General features: G+C 52.5%; 15 protein-coding genes. 2 read left to right on the top strand and 13 right to left on the bottom strand.

The features are described 5' to 3' along the window. Window positions 1–94: 94 nt before the first annotated feature. From DP_RS12550 to DP_RS12520, 9 genes are all read right to left on the bottom strand, one after another. Window positions 95–292: a hypothetical protein gene (locus DP_RS12550; protein WP_041277990.1), complete on the bottom strand. Its 198-nt coding sequence runs from the start codon at window positions 290–292 to the stop codon at window positions 95–97. Between the two features lie 74 nt (window positions 293–366). Beyond that, window positions 367–525 (bottom strand): hypothetical protein, encoded by a 159-nt coding sequence (locus DP_RS18045; protein ID WP_156792300.1) that lies wholly within the window; start codon window positions 523–525, stop codon window positions 367–369. A 5-nt stretch (window positions 526–530) separates the two neighbouring features. Continuing rightward, window positions 531–737: a methyl-accepting chemotaxis protein gene (locus DP_RS19285; protein WP_407637903.1), complete on the bottom strand. Its 207-nt coding sequence runs from the start codon at window positions 735–737 to the stop codon at window positions 531–533. Between the two features lie 42 nt (window positions 738–779). Beyond that, window positions 780–2597: an excinuclease ABC subunit UvrC gene (gene uvrC / locus DP_RS12545; protein WP_041277989.1), complete on the bottom strand. Its 1818-nt coding sequence runs from the start codon at window positions 2595–2597 to the stop codon at window positions 780–782. A gap of 144 nt (window positions 2598–2741) precedes the next feature. Then, window positions 2742–2972 carry a MoaD/ThiS family protein gene (locus DP_RS12540; protein WP_011189718.1) on the bottom strand — a complete coding sequence of 77 codons (231 nt, stop codon included), beginning with the start codon at window positions 2970–2972 and terminating at the stop codon, window positions 2742–2744. Between the two features lie 2 nt (window positions 2973–2974). Next, entirely contained in the window at window positions 2975–4702 is a 1728-nt protein-coding gene (locus DP_RS12535; protein ID WP_011189717.1) for an aldehyde ferredoxin oxidoreductase family protein, read from the bottom strand. Window positions 4703–4782: 80 nt separating this feature from the next. Beyond that, window positions 4783–6717, bottom strand: a complete 1935-nt coding sequence (locus DP_RS12530; RefSeq protein ID WP_011189716.1) for a molybdopterin biosynthesis protein — start codon at window positions 6715–6717, stop codon at window positions 4783–4785. A 30-nt stretch (window positions 6718–6747) separates the two neighbouring features. Further along, on the bottom strand, window positions 6748–8013 hold the full coding sequence (locus DP_RS12525) for a molybdopterin molybdotransferase MoeA (RefSeq protein WP_011189715.1): 1266 nt from the start codon (window positions 8011–8013) through the stop codon (window positions 6748–6750). After that, entirely contained in the window at window positions 8010–8603 is a 594-nt protein-coding gene (locus tag DP_RS12520; RefSeq protein ID WP_011189714.1) for a hypothetical protein, read from the bottom strand. The genes DP_RS12525 and DP_RS12520 overlap by 4 nt, the downstream gene beginning before the upstream one ends. Before the next feature lie 287 nt (window positions 8604–8890). Here DP_RS12520 and gpmI point away from each other — a divergent pair, with 287 nt between their 5' ends. Further along, complete coding sequence (gpmI, locus tag DP_RS12515; protein WP_011189713.1) at window positions 8891–10516, top strand: 2,3-bisphosphoglycerate-independent phosphoglycerate mutase; 1626 nt, start codon at window positions 8891–8893, stop codon at window positions 10514–10516. Between the two features lie 62 nt (window positions 10517–10578). Here the strand turns inward: gpmI and DP_RS18860 are convergent, their stop codons facing one another. From DP_RS18860 to DP_RS12485, 4 genes are all read right to left on the bottom strand, one after another. Further along, window positions 10579–14883 carry an autotransporter outer membrane beta-barrel domain-containing protein gene (locus tag DP_RS18860; protein WP_049785105.1) on the bottom strand — a complete coding sequence of 1435 codons (4305 nt, stop codon included), beginning with the start codon at window positions 14881–14883 and terminating at the stop codon, window positions 10579–10581. A gap of 240 nt (window positions 14884–15123) precedes the next feature. Continuing rightward, a complete protein-coding gene (locus DP_RS12495; RefSeq protein ID WP_041277985.1) occupies window positions 15124–17289 on the bottom strand; it encodes an autotransporter family protein in 2166 nt (721 codons plus the stop codon). 240 nt (window positions 17290–17529) lie between these two features. After that, complete coding sequence (locus DP_RS18855) at window positions 17530–20649, bottom strand: autotransporter family protein (RefSeq protein ID WP_011189710.1); 3120 nt, start codon at window positions 20647–20649, stop codon at window positions 17530–17532. A gap of 273 nt (window positions 20650–20922) precedes the next feature. Next, complete coding sequence (locus tag DP_RS12485; protein ID WP_011189709.1) at window positions 20923–21579, bottom strand: HAD-IA family hydrolase; 657 nt, start codon at window positions 21577–21579, stop codon at window positions 20923–20925. Window positions 21580–21934: 355 nt separating this feature from the next. Between DP_RS12485 and DP_RS12480 the strand changes: the two genes are divergently transcribed. Then, on the top strand, window positions 21935–22774 hold the full coding sequence (locus DP_RS12480; RefSeq protein WP_011189708.1) for an endonuclease/exonuclease/phosphatase family protein: 840 nt from the start codon (window positions 21935–21937) through the stop codon (window positions 22772–22774). Window positions 22775–22882: the final 108 nt, after the last annotated feature.

Raw genomic sequence — 22882 nt, 5'->3', positions numbered from 1 at the left:
AAAAGCTGATTTTTCAAGTTTCTCCCTCTGGTATAGGCAGAGCATGATGAGACAGGCCAGGATGTGGACGGTGGCATGCTCTGCTCGGATAAAATTATCTTCTATTGAGGTTACAGTTAGTTGTTTGGTTGATTGCTGAACTGAGCTTTTTGAAGAAGTCTGTACAGCCTGTTGGATTCTGCTCTAACTCATGTTCCTGCTCATAGGCGGTAAAGAGTCGCATCAGTACATGTCCTGCGTCTTCATCGCTCAGTTCACCTAACTCTTCCCAAAGATCATTTGCCTTGCTCATTCTACTCACCAAGTTTGAATCGATAACTCATTTTATTAAGACCTAGGGCAATATTTTCTTGTTCCTGAGTCGCCTCATTTACTTCCGGCATTGCCGGGTGATCTCCCCTCCATGCGGACGAGATCCAGATCTTGTGCCGAAACGGTGATGCTCCCTACCCGGTTGTTTCCCTCGGTGATAGTACTGATTATATTGTTAATATTTTCAATAGTAAGAAAACTTGATTTTTGCACGCTTGTCACCCGTAAAATGATCTCCAGAGTGGATTCTGTGATTGCCTTGCCAGTTCTTTGATCTTGTTGGACACCATGGCAAAACCCTTTCCTACTTCCCGGACCGATTTTATGGTGGCTTTGAGGGTGAGGAGGTTTGTCTGGTCAGCTCTTGGGCTAATGGGTTCCGTGTCCTCTGCTTTTGAGCTTGAAACATTATCGACGCTGGTAATCAGTTTTCCCCTCAGAGCTGATCTTCTTTTGGAGGTGTGTTTCTAAGACTTGTTTTTATCCCTTTGTAGGGAGGTATATATTTTTTTAGCCAGGAGTGGTCCTATTCCCTCGACCTCTTGCAGTTTCTGAAGGCTGGCCTCTTTGATTTTTTTCAGGCTTCCTATCTTCTTTAGAAGGAGTTTCTTGCGATTATCACCAATGCCCTCTATCTCATCAAGCTCTGAAGAGAGCGTTGCCCTGTTGCGGAGTTTGCGGTGAAAGGTGATTCCGTAGCGATGTGATTCGTCCCGAATACGCATAAGATAGAGGAGGACGGGGCTATGCGCCGGCAGGAGGATGGGGTTTTTTCTGCCTGGCTTATAGAGCTTCTCACCCTCTTCATGGCGCTCTTTGGCAATACCAATCCAATCAAGTTCGTTGGTGATGCCAAGTTCTCTCGCCACGGCCATGGCCATTCCCAGTTGGCCCTTCCCACCATCAACCACAAAGAGATTGGGTAGGTTGCCCTCTTTTATACCACGTTTAAATCTCCGCTCCATCACCTCGCGCATCATCCCATAGTCATCTGGCCCCTCTATGGTTCGGATCTTGTAGTGACGAAAACGGCTTTTGTTTGCCTCTCCCCCGGAAAAACAGACCAGAGAGCCGATGGCGTGCTGCCCGCTGATATTGGAGATGTCGAGGCACTCAATGGTTTCCGGTGTCCGGCTAAGCTGTAACTTCTCCTTTATACTTTTGCCAAGACTCTGCCAAGACCTCTCCTTTTTCTCCTTCTCTGCAAAGAGCTGTCGGGCGTTGGTGTTTGCCATCTCCACCAGGATGGTACTATCTCCCCGCTGGGGGATTTTTATCTGTAGGATATGTGTTGTGAAATCGGCTAGGTATTCGCTGAGCAGTTCAAAGTTTTCTGGAGAAAACGGGAGCAGTATTTCCTTTGGTGGGGGCGTTTCACGGTCATAGTATTGACTGATGGTTTGGCTCAGCACTTGGCTGTCGAGGCCGAAATAGTCTTCGATGAAAAAGGAGCGGGAGCCGCTGACTAGGCCATCACGGACAAAGAGTATATTGACGGCAACCGTTGTCCCGGAACGGACATAGCCAAAGACATCTTGATTTTTGCCATGGCCTGCGGCCACGAGTTGTTTTTCCAGGGTGGTTTTCAGGGCCCTGATTTGATCTCGGAACTGTCCTGCCTGTTCAAAGTTGAGCCTTTCCGAGGCCTGGAGCATCTGCCTTTTCAGCTCTGCCAGCAGATCGCGGCTCTTGCCCTGAAGGAGGAGGAGGATTTTGTCCACATTCTCCATATATATTTTTCGACTGACATTGCCGGTACAGGGGGCAAGGCATTTACCTATCTGCCGGTTCAGGCATGGACGCGTTCTTGGTCGTAATTTTTCTCCCCGACAGTTGCGTAGGGGGAAGAGGGAGGCAATTAGCTTGAGAGTCGCCCACATGGCCGTTGCCGAGGAGTAGGGGCCAAAGTAGCGGGAGTTGTCTCTGCGTTTACGTCTTACCATCATTACCCGTGGCCATTCTTCACCCACTGTTACGGCAATATATGGATAGTTTTTGTCGTCGCGGAGGATGATGTTGTAGCGGGGTTTATGCTTTTTTATCAGCGATGCCTCAAGGATCAGGGCCTCTTTTTCGGTGGTGGTGATGATGGTCTTCACCTGCTCCACCTTCTTCAGCATAACGGTGGTCTTGTTATGTTCCGAGCTGCTATGGCGCGTATAGGAGGTGAGTCGCTTGACCAGATCCTTTGCCTTGCCCACATATATCACCCTGGCTTTGGCATCAAGCATCAGGTAGACGCCTGGCTTGTGTGGGGTTGACTGCAATATTTTTTCGGGGAACATGGGCAATAGCTGCTAGAGGTTGATATTAAAGTCCGTAGGGGAAAATATAATGTGTTTTTCTTAAAATAACAAGAAAACCCCCTGGGCGATGCTTTGCCAAGGGGGTTAGGCCTGTCTGGTAGGATCCGGGTGCCTAGGTCGTGCTCAACCGCCACCAACCTTGGGGAAGATGGCTAGGTTGTCACCCGCCTTAGGTTGACTTGTAAATTCACAGTGACGCGAATTTATCATAAGGACACCCACCTCATCGAAGTCGATATCAAGGCCTGCTACAATATCACCTACAGAGATGCCTTCTGGATATTCACACTCTCTTTTTAAAAAGCGATTGTCTCTAAAATAGGCAAAAAGTTTTACTGTAAATGTAATGTTCATCTCTAGAAGTCCCAGAAAGAGTCAATCTCTTCACCGGTGAAATCAAAGACTACATTGTGAGGTGGCAGGGCCTCCTTGTAAAAGAACTCAGGAAGCCTGTCGTCCTTGTTGGTAAAACCTGCGGCCTGGTTGAAGGCCCTCTCGGTTTTGAGGATATGCTGTCCCAGGTTAACCACATCATTGCCGTCCAGAGAAATACCAAAACGGGCATTGAGGAGATCGATCAGGGCAGGAAGGCAGGTTGCATCGTCAAGGGCTGCAAAGGCGATAAAGAGACACATTCCGGTGGAATCGATGGCGGCCGTTGCCGTCTGCAGGTTGCGAGAGAGTTCAATTTGACCCTCTTTGGAGAGAGGATCACATGAGCCACCTACCCCGAGGATATTGGTGGCGATGGTGTAGCCCATGGTGTGATCTGCGCCCTGGGTAGAGGTCGCATAGGTGATACCAATACCCTTAATGGCACGGGGATCGTAGGCAGGAATGGCCTGGTTTTTCACAACAGGCACACGGGTAACACCATAGGCCTTACCTACAGAACCGGCACCATTACCGATGATGCGGCCAAGAGGAGTTCCCTTAGCAACTTCTTCGGTGAGGATGCGTAAAACTTCAGCCGCATCACCAAATTCAAGGACACCAGCTTCCATGGCAACGGCGATAGCTACCGGTACCTCGATACTGTCCACCCCGATATCATCCATGATTTGATCAGCCTTGGCGATAACATCAAGGTTGTTGATGGAACAGTCTGCGCCCAGGGCCCAGATGGTTTCATACTCAAAACCGGTGGTAAGTTTATTACCCTCGGCATCGTTGTAGAGCTGAGAACAGTTAATAACACAACCTGGATGACAGTTATGTTTTGGCTTACCACCACGTTCAACGATGGTGTCGTGCATGGTCTCACCGGAAATTGCCTCGTGATCTGCGTACTGGCCCGCGGTGAAGTTCTTGGTGGGCATACCGCCGGATTCGTTGATCAGGTTCACCAGTACGTTGGTACCGTATTGGCCAAGGGCCTGGCTTACAGGGTGGCTGGAGAGGGCCTTGGTGAAAACTCTGTTTGCCGCATTAAATGCCTCAGGATTGGCGATTTCTACCTTGTTCTTACCTGGCTTAATGGTGATAAACTTGATTTTTTTGGAGCCCATAACGGCACCCAGGCCACCACGGCCACAGGAGCGAATGTCATTGCTGGGATCGGTTATTGAAATATTGGCAGCGGACATCTTCATCTCGCCTGCAGGACCGGTGAGCATCAGAGCAATTTTATCATCGGTACGTGCCTTGATGATTTTGATTGCTGCCATATTGCCCATGCCGAGAACTTCGCTCTCTTCAGCGATGGTAATACCCTCAGGGCTTACGGCAAGATTATACCAGGCGTCGCCCTTTGGCAGGCCTTCGATGATGATCGCCTTACAACCACAACGAGCCAGGAACTGAGCAGCGGTTCCACCCGAATTGGACTCTTTGATGGTGCCAGTCAGGGGACTTTTGGCGCCAACGGAGATACGTCCTGAGTTAGAGGCGGTGGTACCGGAAAGAAGACCCGGAGCAATAACGATCTTATTGTCCTCTCCCAGAGGGTGACAGGTTGGTACTACCTCGGCTGCCACAATTGTTGAAGTAAGGCCACGACCACCATGTCCCATCCAGGCCTCGGGAACATCTTCAATCTTGGTGCTGAGATCGGCCATATTGACGCGAAAAATTTTGTCTGCCATGTTATTTCCTCATAAGTATTTGTTAAAACTGAACCCTGCCAGTGTTGGGCTGGCCTGCGTACAGAGTGGACGCGACTGCTCTATTGGCGATAAAAAACTCGCCCGCAGTCACGCAGGTTGTAGCCCCCAAGGGCTAGTATGCTATGATGAAACTTCTCGCTGCCACGAATCATTTCTAGCAAAGTTATTATCTTAGGATCGTTTGCAAAGGCCGTTGGCAGGATGAGGTCGTACCTCTCCTCGGCAACGGAGATAAAATCTAATTCTAAGGCTTCGGCTGCTGCCCGGATGCCCATGCCTGCCTGGACACTGCCGTTGGCTACGGCTGCAGCTACACTCATATGGGTGTACTCCTCGCGTTCGTAGCCACTCAGATCTTCTGGGGAAATGTTTTGTTCCCGGAGGATCTTGTCGGTAAGGAGTCGGGTGCCTGCCCCATTTTGGCGATTAATAAAGAGGAGGTTTTTATCCACCAGATCCTGAAAAGAGGTAATGCCATATGGATTTCCCTTGGCCACCATCAGTCCTTGCTGTCGGTAGCAGAGGTTGATCAGTTCTAGAGGGATATCTCTTAGGAATCTTTTAATAAAGGGAATGTTGTACTCTCCTGTCTCTTCATCAAGCAGGTGGCAACCACCAAAGTGGGACTCTCCTCTGCGAATGGCCATTATTCCGCCCATGGAACCCACGTGGGCCGAGGATATCCGGGTTGTATTACCAGTGGCGTGGATCTGGTTGGCCATTAGGTCAAGGATGTTGTCATGACTGCCAATGCAGACCAGGGTTGAGTCCACCTCTGTCTGTGGTCGTAAAAGTTCAATGGGAACCGGTTCGCCTGCCCCGACGCCCTCACTGCCGGTTGGCAGGGAGAGGAGGCCATCGGCCCTGGCAAAGGACATAACTGCCCCTGCCCCCTTGCCCGAGGGTGTTGCCATGAGCTTATCGCCCACTCGTCCCAAGGTAATGCGGACAATTTGATCAACGCCCATGGTGGAGTGGACGGGGCGGGACATGGTGGCATAAATATAGTCAGGCTGTGGTGTCGCCTGGTTGAGGAAGGCTGCGACCATCTCTCTGACAAAGACCCGCATGGTAAGCAGGGCCGAGATAGGGTAGCCGGGGAGACCAACGACCGGTGTTCCCTTGATGATGCCCAACATAACCGGTTTACCCGGTTTTATGGCTACTCCATGGACAATTAAGGTGCCCAACTCTGCGATTACCGAGGAGGTGAAATCCTTGGTCCCCGCCGAGGCTCCGGCGTTGATGATGACCATATCGTGTTCGGCAATAGCTGCCAATAGGGCCTCTCTCAGCTTTTTCGGATCGTCTTGGACGGGCAGGTTGCGCTGAACTGTCGCCCCCCACTCCTCTAGGTAGCCGCCGAGTATTCTTGTGTTAAACTCTATTATCTGACCTGCTTGTGGATTCTCATGGGGCTGAATGAGTTCTGTCCCCGTGGGGATGATCTTTATTTGCGGTGGGCGGATTACCTCGATCTCTGTGACGCCTGCCGCCAACATTGCCCCCAGGTCAATGGGGCGGATGACTTGACCTTCCGGTATGATCAGCTCCGTTGCCACAATGTCTTCGCCAATAGTGCGGATATGTTGCCAAGGGGTGGCAGGGGCAGTTACCTCTGCCTGGCCATCAGTCCGGAGGTGAACATCCTCGATCATGACCACGGCGTTGTAGCTCTCTTTGATGGCATTGCCTGTATTTACCGGGGAAAACTGTTCCGGGCTCAGAGTGGTCGGAGCGGCTTCGCTTGCTTGGGAGAGGTCGGTAAAATGAACGGCAATACCGTCCATGGCTGCGGCGTTATAGGAGGGCGATGATCTGCGGGCGAAAACAGCTCCCGCGCTGATCCGGCCCCGGGCATCGTCGACTGCAATAATTTCACTGTGAATCCTGCCACTGAAGCCACACTCTGTGAGTGCCCTGCTCCAGAGTTCTTTTGCCTCTGCAAGTGGCTTGTTTTCGAGGTAAACGTTTTTTCGTTTTGCTGTAGCCATTGGTTATGCCTTATCTTCTATAAGATGCTATTAGAGGTAGAGAAATGCCTTAATTCTATCGCCTTCAGAATGACCTTGGCTTGCCTCGTCAATAAAAAAATATCCATCGGCCCTTGCCAGGACAGAGATGGAACCTGACTTGCCCAGCACGGGTGAGGCGTAGACCTCATCCCCTTTCTGCTCCAGTTGAACCCGGACAACATCCCGGCGGCCTGGGGCAGAGTTTATGTTTCTGGTTAGAATAGCTGGAACCGATGCCTCTTGCTGCCCTCTCTGTCGGCGCTGGCCTGCGAGCTGCTTTATGGCTGGGGCAATAAAGAGATCAAAACAGGTCATGGCGGAGACAGGATGTCCGGGGAGACCAACAACTGCTGTTGTTTCGCTCATGCCGAGGATGATGGGCTTGCCCGGTTTTAGGGCCGTTCCATGGATAAGGATGCCCGGAGGTCCCAGGGTCTCTATGATTTTTTCACCGAGATCGCGCACTCCAACGGAGCTGCCGCCGGAGAAGAGGACAATATCATTTTCCTGCACAGCCTCTCTCATGGTAGCGAGGAAGAGGTCGTAGTTATCAGGAATAATCCCGTAGTGCTGAACCGTGGCATGGAGACGGCGTACCTGCGCGGCCAGAGCAATGGAGTTTATATTGCGTATCTTGCCGGGGAGCAGGGGTTGCTCATGGCTGATAATTTCGTCTCCTGTGGAGAGAATGGCTATGCGTGGTCGGCGATAGACCTCCACCTCGGCAAAACCGAGTCCTGCCAGCAGGCCAAGATCTTGGGGGCGGAGGCGGGTGCCGGCTGTTATGGCGCATGCTCCTGCAGCGATGTCTTCACCGGGGCGGGAAATGTTGCCACCTTCGCCTACGCCCTTGACAATTTCAACCAAGGTCTCGTCGACGGGGATGGTGTGTTCGAACATAACCACGCTGTTGCTACCCGTAGGCAGAATGCCTCCCGTCGGAATTTTATAGCAACAGCCCTGTTTAACCCTGCCATTTGGCACCTCTCCCATCAGGACCTCGCCCTGAATTTCAAGATAGGCTGGCATTGATTCGCTGGCACCGTAGCTGTCCCTGGCCGAGAGGGCATAACCATCCATACAGGAGCGGGACATGGCAGGCAGGTTTTCCCGGGCGATAATATCCCCGGCAACTACCCGGTCAAGGGCCTCCTCAAGGGTAATAGTTTCGGTGTCGATTACTCCTGTTGGAAGTTGCTGTAAAAATATTTGTAGGGCCTGATCCACAGCTGTCAGCCTGTTGCGGCCAAGCATGTCCTTTGTTTCAGCTATCATATGCCTTGTATACGGAGGAAGATTTGAGGATTTTTACCAAGCAGGGCAATGAGCTCTGTGGCATCTATAACTCTGTTCTCGTACTGAATCTCTTCTATTCTATCCAGCAGGATCTTACGCCTGGAAAATGTCTTGAGCAGTGGCTCCGAGTTCATGCAGACGCCCTGCTTAAAGAGGAGGATACCATAGTCCCGGGCAATAGTGTTAAAGAGCTTCAGACGCACCGTGCACTTCATGCCCTCTGCCGCCTCCGTTCCCCTTGTCTCTATCCTGCTTCGCAGGGCAGAATGGATGCTGTTACGACGAAAGATGGCGGCGGCAAGACCGGGCATGACTGCTGAAAGGGCAAGGGTGTGTGCTGGTCTGTTAAATTTTTTTCCAAGATCATCAACGGGCACTCCATCAAGGAAGATGGTGTCTATTTTTTCGTTGTCTTTGTGGCTGAAGCCGGGCAGGGCAGAGAGAAAATCCTGGAGGCCTATTCCCGTATTTGTTGTGACGATTGCTCCTGACTGCAGCAGGCTTGTGTAGCGGCTGAGCTGATCCGCCGGTAGCAGGAATAATATATTTGGGATGGTGGATCGCTTCATCTTAAACTTTATCCTATTGCCTGGGGAAACAGGGGGCCATTCCTGTGTGCTTCTAACAAATTTATCTTTAATAGGGGCTTGTGACGAATCTCTTATCTTGGTTGCTGTAAAATTATTATTTTATATTGAGTGATTTCGCATTAAGCTAGGCGTAAACGGGTAGCCTTTCTATTTGCCTGTAGAATTTATTTGTATAAACTAATATCAGGTTAAAATCAAAATAATATCCACGTTGCCATCAGAAATAATGATAGCTTAAAACTTTAGCGACCAAAAGGAAACCATAAATGACAGTAACACAGTTGAGCCCTCTTGAAAATTATAAAGTAATTTCAGGTCCTATCGTCATGGTTGTTATGGACGGTTTGGGGCTTGGTGAAGATGGAGAGCAGAATGGTGTTTATGCGGCTCATACCCCGACACTTGATGGCCTCTTTCAGGAAAAACTCTTCACCAGCCTGAAGGCCCATGGTACAGCGGTTGGTCTGCCTAGCGATGCAGATATGGGGAACTCAGAGGTAGGTCACAATGCCCTGGGGGCTGGCAGGATTTTTGTCCAGGGGGCAAAGCTTATTGATGAGGCCTTGAGCAGGGGGGATGTCTTTAGCGGTGCAGCTTGGCAAAAAATCGTTGAATGTGGTGAGTCGGCTGGCACCGTTCATTTTATCGGTCTTGTCTCCGATGGCAATGTGCATAGCAATATAAGCCAACTCTTTCAACTACTGGATGCCTGTGCAGAGGCGGGAATAGAGCGGGTTCGGGTTCATGCCCTCCTTGATGGTCGTGATGTCGCCCAAAAAAGCGCCCTGGACTATATTCGTCCACTTGAAGAAAGACTACGGGCGCTCTCCGTTTCGGGGAGGGATTACCGTATTGCCTCGGGCGGCGGTCGAATGGTGACCACCATGGATAGGTATAAGGCAGATTGGTCCGTGGTCGAGCGTGGCTGGCGTGCCCACGTGCTTGGCGAGGGGCGTTTTTTCTCGTCGGCCTCGGAGGCGGTAGAGACATTTTATAGAGAAGATTCTACCATGACTGATCAGTATATGGCAGCCTTTGTTGTGGTAGAAGGGGAGACCCCTGTAGGTACCATTGAAGATGGTGATGCTGTTGTCTGCTTTAATTTTCGGGGTGATCGGGCCATTGAGATTTCTCGGGCCTTTGATGAAGAGGTCTTTCAGGAGTTTGATCGTGTCCGCAGGCCGGATGTCTTCTACGCGGGAATAATGGAGTACGATGGTGATGCCCATATCCCTCGCAATTATTTGGTGGAGCCCCCCCTGATAGATGCCACTCTGGGTGATTATCTCTGTGCTTCAGGGGTGACCTCCTATGCTATCTCTGAGACCCAGAAGTTCGGCCATATGACCTATTTTTGGAATGGTAATAAATCCGGTTATATTGATGAGGGGCTGGAGCTTTATGAAGAGGTTCTCTCCGATAGGGTGACCTTTGATCAACGTCCTTGGATGAAGGCTGCCGAGATAACAGATAAGGTCATTGAACAGATAGAGGCAGGCGAACGGAAATTTATTCGCCTCAATTATCCTAATGCCGACATGGTGGGTCACACCGGTGTTCCCCTGGCCGTGGAAATTGCTGTTGAGGCGGTGGATCTCTGTCTTGCCCGTCTGTTACCGGCGGTGGAAAAAGCAGGTGGTATTGTCGTGATCAGCGCCGATCATGGAAATGCCGATTGCATGTGGACGGAAAAGGGTGGAAAACGATTGCCCATGGTGGCCCATACCCTTAATCCCGTACCCTGCATTATTAAGGATTTCAGTGGCCAAAACGATTTTGTCCTGACCGATCTGGCAGAGCGAGGCCTTGCCAATGTGGCGGCCACCCTCTGTCTGCTTCTGGGCTTTAATCCACCTACAGACTATGAACCGAGTCTGCTCAAGCTTAAGTAGAAGCGCTTCCGGTGATTTCGTCTGATAATCACCGGAGCAACCAATCCTTAAGCTGGCCCTTTTTAAAAGAAATACTTCATCTGCAGATAGAAGGAGCTGTTCTTGGTGTCATTCGAATAGGCTCCAGCATATCCAGCGCTCAGCGCATAGGAATCCTTAACAAACTCAATGGAGGCCCGGGCGGAGACAGAGGTCTTATCCATTGAGTTTGTCACCGGAATGATGATACTGCCCACTCCCATGCTGTTGCCAAATTTGTTATCGGTGAGGGCCTGCTCGATGCCCAGGCCGAGACTGGGCACTATCTGCCAATTTGATTCCGTTTGGTAATCACCGTACCAATCAAGACCCAGGTTGGCATAGAGCTGATTTTCATCCATATCACCGTAGTGAATGTCGGCGTTGTCCAGATTATAAGCGGTATAGCTATCGACGTGCTGCCAGAGATAGCGCAGGCCTACACTGGGTACCAGACGATTATTGGTAAAACTAAAGACATAGTCAAGGTCAAGATTGGCATTCACCCCGTAGCCATGGTAGTCGCCCTGCTCCCGGTTGAGCGGGTTATTATCGCTATAATCGTTACTGCTATAATAAAAGGAGGCTATGCTCTGTAACAACCAGTCATCAGCAAAACGATACAGGCTTTGCACCCCGAGGGATCCAGCCTTAAGATTCTCCTTCTTCTGCTCATAGCCCTTGCCCGTATAATTAATATCACCGGAACCATAACCAGCATGAAAACCAAGGATGAGATCAGAGTCTATCCAGTGGTTATATCCAGCCGTGGCCCCATAAATATCGGCATCATAGCCCATGGGCGAGGCATTGTTACTCACATTACTATAATAGGGCATGGCAAAGGCCCAGCCCCTTTTTTGGGGTAAAATCTCCATATCAGGGACAGCCAGGACAGGTGATGTGCTGGCAAGAAGAACACCGTCGTAGGCCGAAGTTTGAGGATTGCTCCTGTCCATCATGGCAAGCATAGGCGATAAAGAGTTGTTCGTTACAATGGTGGTGCCACTGGCCAGCATCTTTTGATTGACCTGTGCTGAGACCAGAGGAGTGGAAACCTCGGGAGTATACTTTATGGCCAGCCTTTGAAGTGTTCCGCCATTACTGTCAAGCAAAGATATACTATAGTCCGGGCTACTGACGACAAGCTGGGCCGCGGAGAATTGATTATATCTGCGAGTCTCCCCCTCAACCAACATAGGTATGCTGTAATTGGGCACCTTGCCAAAATCATTATCGGTGAAGGCATAGACTTGTGCATCGGGGGCAAAGGTGACTCTTTTGCCCTCGGCAACGCCAATAGTTCCCTTATAATCAGCAGTAACCTGCGCCTGATTATTAAACTTCATGGCATAGCCCTTTATGCTTAAGTCTTCCCCGCTATAGACTTGATAGGCGTGGAGAGTCTTGCCAGTGCCTAAGGCTATTGCCTTACCCGCCTCATCCTGTGCCGGCAGGGCGCTCACTGAAATAAGAGCACGGGAGTCAAGTTCTGCCTCCCCTGAAAAAGAAATACCCACGGCCCTGGCAGAATCACTCTGATACGTTGTTCCGCCATCGGTGGAATATCGTCCCGCCCGGGCCATCACCTCTAGCTGCCCCTCATTGTAGAGATCAGCAGAGCTGCCTATGCCAATGGCCCTTGCATAGGCCTTGGTGGTGCCGGTGCCGGTGGTGGTGGCCGTGCCGCCCTCAGCCCTGATCTCCATTTCCCCACTATTTTTTCCCACATCACCCTCTATGCCGGAGGCGAAGGCGTAGGAGGAGATGTAGCTGTGACCGTTGGCCTTGCCGCCTGTGGCCGTGATGGTCATCTTGCCCTCATTGCTTCCCACCCCACCAATTATGCCGTAGGCGGAGGCGGTGGCGTAGGCCTTGGCCCGGGCGTCGGCGTTGCCGTAGGCGGTGGTTTCAGCAGCAGTGGCTTCGGCCTCACCGCCCTGAGCCCCGATGTTCATATTGCCCTCATTGCTTCCCACCTGACCCTCTATGCCGAAGGCCCGGGCGCTGGCGTCGGCGGAGGCTTTGGCGTTGGTGGTGGTGGTGGCGTTGGTGGTGCCACCCTGAGCCCTGATCTCCATCTCCCCACTATTTTTTTCCACTTTGCCCTCTATGCCGTGGGCGGCGGCGATGGTGTAGGCATTGGCGTCGGCGGCGGTGGCTTCGGCCTCACCGCCCTGAGCCCTGATGGTCATCTTACCCTCATTGCTTCCCACCCCACCATCTATGCCATAGGCGTCGGCCCAGGCCCAGGCCCAGGCGGTGCCGGTAGTCTTGGAGGTGGCCTTGCCGCCCTGAGCCTTGATCACCATATGACCAATATTGTCTCCTATCCTGCCCTCTATGCCGTAGGCCTGGGCGTAGGCGGAGGTTTTGGCTTTGGCAGCGGTAGTGGCGGTGGCGGTGTCACTCTGAGCAGTGATAGTCATCTTGCCGCCATTGCTTCCCACTGTACCCCTTATGCCGTAGGCGTCGGCCCAGGCGTCGGCGGTGCCGGTGCCAGTAGCGTTGGCGTTGGCCTCACCGCTCTGAGCTCTGATCTCCAGCTTGCCATCATTGTCTCCCACCTCACCCTCTATGCCGTAGGCCCAAGCGTTGGCAGAGGTTGTGGCTTTGGCGGCGGTGGCCTCGGCGGTGCCGCCCTGGGTTTCGATCTCCATCTTGCCCTCATTGCTTCTCACCTGCCCTCGTATGCCGTAGGCGATGGCGTCGACCATGGCGTTGGCGAAGGCGGTATCGTAGGCGGTGGCCTTGCCGCCCAGGGATCTGATGGTCATATTACCACTATTGCCTCCCATCCCACCAAATATGCCGTGGGCGGAAGCAGAGGCGCGGGCGTAGGCGTTGGCGGAGGCACTAGCGGTGGTGGCATTGGTGGTGGTCTTGGCGGTGCCGCCCGTGGCCTTGACCTTCATCTCCTTACTATTTTTCCCAACCTGACCCCTTATGCCCAAGGCGTCGGCGCTGGCTGTGGCCAAGGCTTTAACGGTGGCTTCGGCGGTGGCCCTGCCACCTTGAGCCCTGATCTTCATCTCCCCACTATTTTTTCCCACCTTGCCCTCTATGCCGTGGGCGGAGACGATGGCGTTGGCTTCGGCGTCGGTCCAGGAGTAGGCGGAGGCCGTGCCTCCCTCAGCCCCGATCTCCATCTTTCCCCTATTGTCTCCTACCTCACCCTCTATGCCGTAGGTCTTGGCGTAGGCGTGGGCGAAGGATTTGGCTTTGGCGGTGACGGTGGTGGAGGTGGCCGTGCCGCCTTGAGCACTGATCTCCATCTCCCCACTATTGTTTCCCACCCCACCCTTTATGCCGTAGGCAGAGGCGGGGGTGTAGGCGTAGGCGATGTTGGTAGCGTTGGAGGTGGCCGTGCCGCCCTGAGCCTTGATTCCCATCTTCCCAATATTGCTTTTTACTCCACTCCATATACCGTAGGCCTGGTCGTAGGCCTGGGCGTAGGCCTGGGCGGTGCTGGTGGCTTCGTCCTCACCGCCCTGAGCGGTGATGCTCATCTTGCCCTCATTGCTTCCCACCGTACCCCGTATGGCGTAGGCGACGGCGCTGGTGTCTGCGAAGGCGTTGTCGGTAGCCTTGGAGGTGGCCTTGCTGCCCTGAGCTCTGATCTCCATCGCCCCACTATTGTTTGTCACATTACCCCATATGCCGTAGGCTTTGGCGTAGGCGGTGGCGTAGGCGGTGCCGGTAGCGTTGGAGGTGACCTTGCCGCCCTCAGCCTTGATCGTCATATGACCAATATTGTCTCCTACCTCACCCCTTATGCCGTAGGCGTAGGCGTAGGCGTAGGCGTAGGCGTGGGCGTAGGTGGAGGCGGAGCTGGCCGTGCCGCCCTCAACTTTGATGATCATCTTGCCCTCATTGCTTCCCACCTCACCCTGTATGCCGTAGGCGAAGGCGGAGGCTTTAGCGGGGGTGGAGGTGGCCGTGCCGACCTCGGCCCTCAGCTCAATGTCCGCCCCGTTCCGGCTGGTGTCGCCTTCAATGCCATAGAGGCGGACATCCCCCGTTTCATTCTTGAAGTAGAGGTGGATCTCTCCCTCATTGTTGAGGCTGCCACTCCCAACCATTATCCCGCTGAGATAGCCCTTGTCGGCCATCAGTTTATCTATGATGGGGCCTGTTGACTCGCCATGTTTGATTGGAGTCGTATTTGTCGCCGTCTCGCCGTTGGCGAGGGCATAGAAATATGGATTGTTCCAGTATCCCGATCCTCCCTCTCCGATGGTAACTCCTGCCCAGACGTTCGTTGTTCCCATGCTCAGGGCGAGCAGGCCCGCCAGGGCACTCTTGGCGGCATAGACCTTTCTCCGTCCTCGTCTCTCTACATCCTTCATAGTTCTCCTTATCGCTGGTTTGCGGCAGGCGAAAGAGCAGCCGGTCTTGATGGAAATAGATGGAATGATGGTGCTGCCTGTCATGAAAATGGTATCACAGGGGGAGGGCTGTTGTCTAAAAAAAATCTGAAGACTTGGTGAGTTAGTTGCTTTTCCTGGGCATAAGGGTTCCTGGCGGTCCTGGGATGGCAGGCAGGGGGAGGGGCGATGGCCGGGGCGTGGAGGATCCCCGGGCATTTTTTAAAAGAAATACTTCATCTGCAGATAGAAGGAGCTGTTCTTGGTGTCACTCGAATAGGCTCCAGCATATCCAGCGCTCAGCGCATAGGAATCCTTAACAAACTCAATGGAGGCCCGGGCGGAGACAGAGGTCTTATCCATTGAGTTTGTCACCGGAATGATGATACTGCCCACTCCCATGCTGTTGCCAAATTCGTTATCGGTGAGTGCCTGCTCAACTCCCAAGCCCAAACTTGGCACTATCTGCCAATTCGATTCCGTGCGATAATCACCGTACCAATCAAGGCCCAGGTTGGCATAGAGCTGATTCTCATCCATATCACCGTAGTTCACATCGGCGTTGTCCAGATTATAAGCGGTATAGCTATCGACGTGCTGCCAGAGATAGCGCAGGCCTACACTGGGTACCAGGCGATTATTGGTAAAACTAAAGACATAGTCAAGGTCAAGATTGGCATTCACCCCGTAGCCATGGTAGTCGCCCTGCTCCCGGTTGAGCGGGTTATTATCGCTATAATCGTTACTGCTATAATAAAAGGAGGCTATGCTCTGTAACAACCAGTCATCAGCAAAACGATACAGGCTTTGCACCCCGAGGGATCCAGCCTTAAGATTCTCCTTCTTCTGCTCATAGCCCTTGCCCGTATAATTAATATCACCGGAACCATAACCAGCATGAAAACCGAGGATGAGATCAGAGTCTATCCAGTGGTTATATCCAGCCGTGGCCCCATAAATATCGGCATCATAGCCCATGGGCGAGGCGTTGTTACTCACATTACTATAATAGGGCATGGCAAAGGCCCAGCCCCTTTTTTGGGGTAAAATCTCCATATCAGGGACAGCCAGGACAGGTGATGTGCTGGCAAGAAGAACACCATCGTAGGCCGAAGCGCGAGGATTACTCCTCTCCATCTTGGCAAGCATAGGCGATAACGAGCTCGCCCTTACAATGGTGGTGCCACTGGCCAGTATCTTTTGATTGACCTGTGCTGAGACCAGGGGAGTGGAAACCTCGGGGGCGTAGGCGATGGCCAGTTGCTGGAGTTTTTTGCCATCTCCATCCACCAGGTTGGCCCTGTAGTCGGGACTGGTCAGGGCCAGTTGGGCCGAGGTAAATTGATCGCTGATGGCCGCATCTTCCACCAGGGTGGGGATTTTGTAAGTTGTTGCCTTGGCAAAGTTATTGTCGGTGAAGACATAGAGGACGGCATCGGGGGCAAATGTTGCCGTACCGTCGCCTATTGTGCCGATGGCTCCCCGATAGTGCTCGTCCACCTCCTCCTGGTTGTTAAAGACCATGGAGTAACCTTTGATTGTCAATGCACTATAGGTGAGCACTTGATAGGCCCGAAGGAATTTTCCACTTTTCAGTTCCTCTGTGCCGCTGAAAATGGATCTCTCACTGTCCGCTGTATTCGTTGCCCCTCTGGCCTGAACAGCGATGGGAGCACGGGAATCAAGGGTTCCTTCCCTTGCAAAAAGAATACCCAAGGCCGTAGCGGAATCACTCTGATAGGTTGCCCCACCGTCGGCGGAGTATCGGCCTGCCTGGGCCACCACCTCTATCCGCCCCTGATTGTAGAGATCACCATAGCTGCCTATGCCGGCAGCGCCGGCTTCGGCAGAGGCCTCAGCGGAGGCGGCGGTGAGCGTGCCGCCCGTAGATCTGATGGTCATATTGCCCTCATTCCTTGTTATCTCACCCATTATGCCGAAGGTGTAGGCGCTGGAGGAGGAGGTGGAGGAACCGCCCTTGGCCTCCAGTTCAATGTTCGCCTCGTTCTGAATTGTGCTACTGGCATCACCAGTGCTCTTAATAGCAAGGAGATTGGTCGAACCCGTGTCATTTTTGGAGTGGATCCTGATCTCTCCCTTATTGTCGAGGTTGCCACCCGTGATCTTTATTCCGTAAATGAAAATATCACCGCCATTCCTTGTCATGGGGCCTGCTGGTGTGCCATGCTTGATTGGGGTCGTATTTATCGCTGTGCCGGTGGCGAGGGCATAGTAAAATGGATTTTTATCTGTCCCGTCTCCTCCTTTCTCGGCGAAAGTGACACCCGCCCAGGCGTTGGTTGCTCCCATGCTCAGGGCGAGCAGGCCCGCCAGGGCACTCCTGGTGGCATAGACTTTTCTGCCGTCTCGCTTCTCTGCATCCTTCATAGTTCTCCTCGTCGGTGGCTTGGGGGCAGGCGAAAGAGCAGCCGGTCTTGATGGAAATAGATGGAGCGATGGCGCTGCCTGTCGTAAAGATGGTATCATAGGAAGGTTTCTGTTGTCTACAAAAAAATGTGGAGATCTAATGGCTTAGCTGTTTCTCGCATCAGGAGTCTTGGCGGGTCTGGGGATGACAGGTTGGGTGTGGCTTGGAGATGCCCGGGGAGAATCTTTCCCGGGCATTTTTTAAAAGAAATACTTCATCTGCAGATAGAAGGAGCTGTTCTTGGTGTCACTCGAATAGGCTCCAGCATATCCAGCGCTCAGCGCATAGGAATCCTTAACAAACTCAATGGAGGCCCGGGCGGAGACAGAGGTCTTATCCATTGAGTTTGTCACCGGAATGATGACACTTCCCACTCCCATGCTGTTGCCAAATTCGTTATCGGTGAGGGCCTGCTCGATGCCCAGGCCGAGACTGGGCACTATCTGCCAATTTGATTCCGTCTGGTAATCACCGTACCAATCAAGGCCCAGGCTGGCATAGAGCTGATTCTCATCCATATCACCGTAGTTCACATCGGCGTTGTCCAGATTATAAGCGGTATAGCTATCGACGTGCTGCCAGAGATAGCGCAGCCCCACACTGGGTATCAGGCGGTTATTGATAAAACTGAAGACATAGTCAAGGTCAAGCTTGGCATTCACCCCGTAGCCATGGTAGTCGCCCTGCTCCCGGTTGAGCGGGTTATTATCGCTATAATCGTTACTGCTATAATAAAAGGAGGCTATGCTCTGTAACAACCAGTCATCAGCAAAACGATACAGGCTTTGCACCCCGAGGGATCCAGCCTTAAGATTCTCCTTCTTCTGCTCATAGCCCTTGCCCGTATAATTAATATCACCGGAACCATAACCAGCATGAAAACCGAGGATGAGATCAGAATCTATCCAGTGGTTATATCCAGCTGTGGCTCCATAAATATCGGCATCATAGCCCATGGGCGAGGCGTTATTACTCACATTACTATAATAGGGCATGGCAAAGGCCCAGCCCCTTTTTTGGGGTAAAATCTCCATATCAGGGACAGTCAGGATAGGTGATGTGCTGGCCAGAAGAACACCGTCGTAGGCCGAAGCGCGAGGATTACTCCTCTCCATCATGGCAAGCATAGGCGATAAAGAGCTCTTTTCTACAATGGTGGTGCCACTGGTCAGCATCTTTTGGTTGACCTGGGCCGTGACCAGGGGGGTGGAAACTTTGGGGACGTAGGCGATGGCCAGTTGCTGAAGTGTTCCGCCATTGCCGTCAAGCAAAGATATACTATAGTCCGGGCTACTGACGACAAGCTGGGCCACGGAGAATTGATTGTAGTTACGCGTTTCCCCCTCAACCAACATAGGTATGCTGTAATTGGGCACCGTGCCAAAATCATTATCGATGAAGGCATAGACTTGTGCATCGGGGGCAAAGGTGACTCTTTTGCCATCGGCAACGCCAATAGTCCCTTTATAATCAGCAGTAACCTGCTCCTGGTTATTAAACTTCATGGCATAGCCCTTTATGGTTAGGTCTCCCCCGCTATAGACCTGATGGGCCTGGAGAGTCTTGTCAGTGCCTAAGGCTATTGCCTTACCCGCCTCATCCTGTGCCGGCAGGGCGCTCACTGAAATAAGAGCACGGGAATCAAGAGAGCTTTCCTCCAATCCATTAAAATAGACCCCATAGGCGGTAGCGGAATCACTGTGATAGGTTGTTCCACCGTCGGTGGAATATCGTCCCGCCCGTGCCACCACCTCTATGGCCCCCGTATTTACTAAATCTGCAACCGAACTCTGCATACCATAGGCTTTGGCATTAGCAATGGCAGTCGCAGTGGAGGTAGCAATGGCGCTACCACCCGTTGCCCTAACAGTAATATTACCACTACTGCTTCCCACCCCACCCTTTATGCCGCAGGCGTGGGCGTAGGCATAGGCTTCGGCTTTGGCGGCGGTGGCTTCGGCCTTACCGCTCTGAGCAATGATGGTCATCTTGCCCTTATTGCTTCCCACCTGACCCTCTATGCCGTAGGCTGTGGCGTTGGTGTTGGCGAGGGCGAGGGTGGTCGCGTTGGCGGTAGTCTTGGCGGTGGCCTTGCCGCCCTCAGCCCTGATCTCCATTTCCCCATTATTGTTTGCCACATTACCCTTTATGCCGTGGGCGGAGGATAGGGCGTAGGCCAGGGCGTCGGCGGTGCCGGTAGCTTTGGCGGTGGCCGTGCCGCCCTCAGCCCTGATTTCCATATGACCAATATTGTCTCCTACCTTACCATTTATGCCGGCGGCGTAGGCGTAGGAGGAGCTGTAGCCGTGACCGTTGGTCTTGCCGCCCGTAGCTCTGATGGTCATCTTGCCCTCATTGTTTCCCACCGTACCTGATATGCCGATGGCGCCGGCGGTGGCGCCGACACGACCGTTGGTTTCGGCGGCGGTAGCTTCGGCCTCACCGCCTTGAGCGGTGATGGTCATTTTGCCCTCATTGCTTCCCACCCCATGCATTATTCCGTGGGCACGGGCGTGGGCGTAGGCGGAGGCTTTGGCGAGGGCGGTGGCGTTGGTGGTGCCGCCCTGAGCCCTGAGCTCCATCTCCCCACTATTGTTTGTCACATTACTCACTATGCCGTAGGCGTAGGCGGAGGCATTGGCGTAGGCGGTGCCGGTAGTCTTGGCGGTGGCCTTGCCGCCTAGGGCTTTGAGCTCTATGTGACCAATATTGTCTCCTACCCTACCCCTTATTCCGTAGGCGTGGGCGTGGGCGTGGGCGTAGGCGGAGGTTTTGGCTTTGGCGGCGTTGGCTTCGGCGGTGCCGCTCTGAGCGGTGATGTTTATCTTGCCCTCATTGTCCCCCACCTCACCCTGTATGCCGCAGGCGTAGGTGTAGGCGAAGGATTTGGCTTTGACGGTGGCGGAGGTGGCCGTGCCGCCCTCGGCCCCCAGCTCAACGTCTGCCCCGTTCCGGCTGGTGTCGCCTATAATGCCAATGAGGCTGATAGATCCCTTTTCATTCCTGAAGTAGAGCCTGATCTCTCCCTCATTGTCGAGGCTACCACTCTCAACTCTTATCCCGGTGAGAAATGGCTCGGAACCAGCCATCTTTTTTATATTAGGGGCTCCTGGCTTGCCATGAGTGATGGCAGTTCTCGTTGTCGCCGGGGCGGTGGCGAGGGCATAATAAAATGGCTCATCCCATCTCCCCGCTCCTCCCTCTCCGATGGTAACTCCTGCCCAGGCGTTGGTTGCTCCCATGCTCAGGGCCAGCAGGCCCGCCAGGGCACTCTTGGTGGCATAGACCTTTCTCCGTCCTCGTCTCTCTACATCCTTCATACTTTCTCCTTATCGCTGGTTTGAGGCAGGCGAAAGAGCACCCGGTCTTGATGGAAATAGATGGAGCTGCCTGTCGTAAAGATGGTATCACAGGAAGGTTTCTTCTGTCCATGAAAAAGGTGTAGATTTAGTGGTTTAGCTGTTTTTCGTATTAGGCGTCTTGGCGGGTCTGGGGATGATAGGTTGGGTGTGGCTTGGAGATCCCCGGGGCGAATCCGCCCCGGCCATTTCCGGGCTCGCCTCCACCCTTAGGTGGAGGAGGCTTGAAAATTATCAGAGGGGCAGGTTCAATCCGGCGATGCAGGCGGGGATGTCGCCGGCATTCTCCACCAGGTATTGGGCCCCGGATTTCTTCAGCTCTTGGGCGGAGCCGTAGCCGTAGTTGGCTCCAATTGCTCCCACCCTATTATTTCTTGCCCCAAGCATATCGTACTCCCTGTCTCCGATCATCACCGTATTTTTTGGGTCGATCTGCTCTCTCTCTATTATGGAGGCGATGAGCTCTGTCTTGTCTGTATGTCTGCCATCGGGGTGAGCGCCGTAGATTCCGCTAAAAAAAGAGATAATCTGGAAATGGTCAAGGATCGGGGCTACCTGTGGTTGCGGCTTAGCCGTTGCCACAAAGAGTTGGTGCCCCGCAGATTTGAGCTCTTCAAGGATCTCTTCAATATTTGGATAGAGTCTGTTTTCAAAGCAACCGATTCTTGTATAGCGTTCCCGGTAGATCGCTACGGCGCGTAGGGCATCCTTCTCCTCCTTTACTCCCAGTCGATTGAGAAAACTGTGGATGAGTGGTGGGCCAATACAGGCAAACAGCTCCTCCTTGGGAGGGGCAGGATGGCCAAGTTCTGTGAGGGCGTGTTGGATGCAGCGGGTAATTCCGTCACTGGAATCGGTAAGGGTTCCGTCGAGGTCAAAGAGTATATTCATTGGGCTTATCCTGGTTGAGACTTTTGCTAATCTTGCTGTGGGTTGGTTTGAAACGGTAATTCTTATAAGGAGCAGCCCCGATTGCGAGGCATATGATTCTGGCACTGTTCATATCGGAGGCTATCTCTGAAACGTCCCCATGGTGGCTTCTCATAGTGTGAATACCTTAGTCATGGTTAAATATTAAGGAAGTTTTTTAATTTATTTATGACGATATCGTGCTTATTGTTTTACCTCGTTGTGTTTGTGCGCTTTTCGTGGTGAGAGAGCTGCGGTTTTAATGCGTAGTAGGGAACGATTGTGAGTTGGGAAAAAAGGGGCCGTTTTTGTCTGCCCTCTACCAGGAGGAGTTTTCTTGAAAAAAATATGTCTTAGCGGCTCAATAGTGCTCTCTTTTTGTCTTTTGCTTGCCGTCTATACCGGTGCCATTGCCCTGCCCCAGACAATAGTTCACCCAGAGGTTCAGTCCTGTGTTGCAGGGAGTTTTTCAGCCCGCAGCTCAGAGAAAAATGTTGGTGATCTGTCTGGAGACTCCTTCCGTCTGCTTGTCTGGAATATATATAAAGAACAGAAGCCGGGTTGGGAAAAAGAGCTAGCTACCTTTGCCGGTGATGCCGACCTCGTCGCCCTGCAGGAGGGGGCCTTGACCAGTGAACTGGCTGGAAGTTTAACAGAGAGGGATATGGCATGGCAGCAGGCCCAGGCCTTTTCCTATGAGGGGGCAGATTCAGGGGTTGTCACTGCCTCTCAGGCCTCTCCGCAGGAGAGTTGCCTGCTCCGTGAGGAAGAATCCATTATCGGTTTGCCTAAGACAGCGTTGCTGAGTCGTTATTCGTTGAACGGGGAGCAAGATCTGCTCTTTGTTAATCTCCATCTGGTGAATTTCAGTCTGGGGGTGGAGGGCTACTCTCGTCAGTTGGAAAAAATTTATCAGGTACTTGTTCATCACAGTGGCCCCATTGTTGTTGCTGGAGATTTTAATACCTGGTCCGAGAGGAGACAGGAGGTGGTCGATGCCTTTGCCGCAGACCTTGACCTTGCACCGGTAATATTCAGCGATGATAAGCGCATTTCGGTTTTTGGCCGTAATTTAGACCATGTCTACAGTCGTGGCCTGACTGTTCTTGCCTCTAAGGTCCTCCCTGCAAAAAGTTCTGATCATAATCCCATGTTGGTTGATTTTTCTCTTAAATAATTTAGCTTTTTCTGTATATATGGTTATAGAGTATAGGCGAAGATTTGTTTTTGAGTGCAAAAATATACTTGCAAACTAGCTGACTTCTCACAGAGTTTGTCTAGGCGC

Origin of the sequence: Desulfotalea psychrophila LSv54, assembly GCF_000025945.1 — a bacterium.
Classification (GTDB): domain Bacteria; phylum Desulfobacterota; class Desulfobulbia; order Desulfobulbales; family Desulfocapsaceae; genus Desulfotalea; species Desulfotalea psychrophila.
The sequence above is the reverse complement of the archived record's forward strand: the minus strand, read 5'-3'. Positions and strand labels throughout refer to the sequence as shown.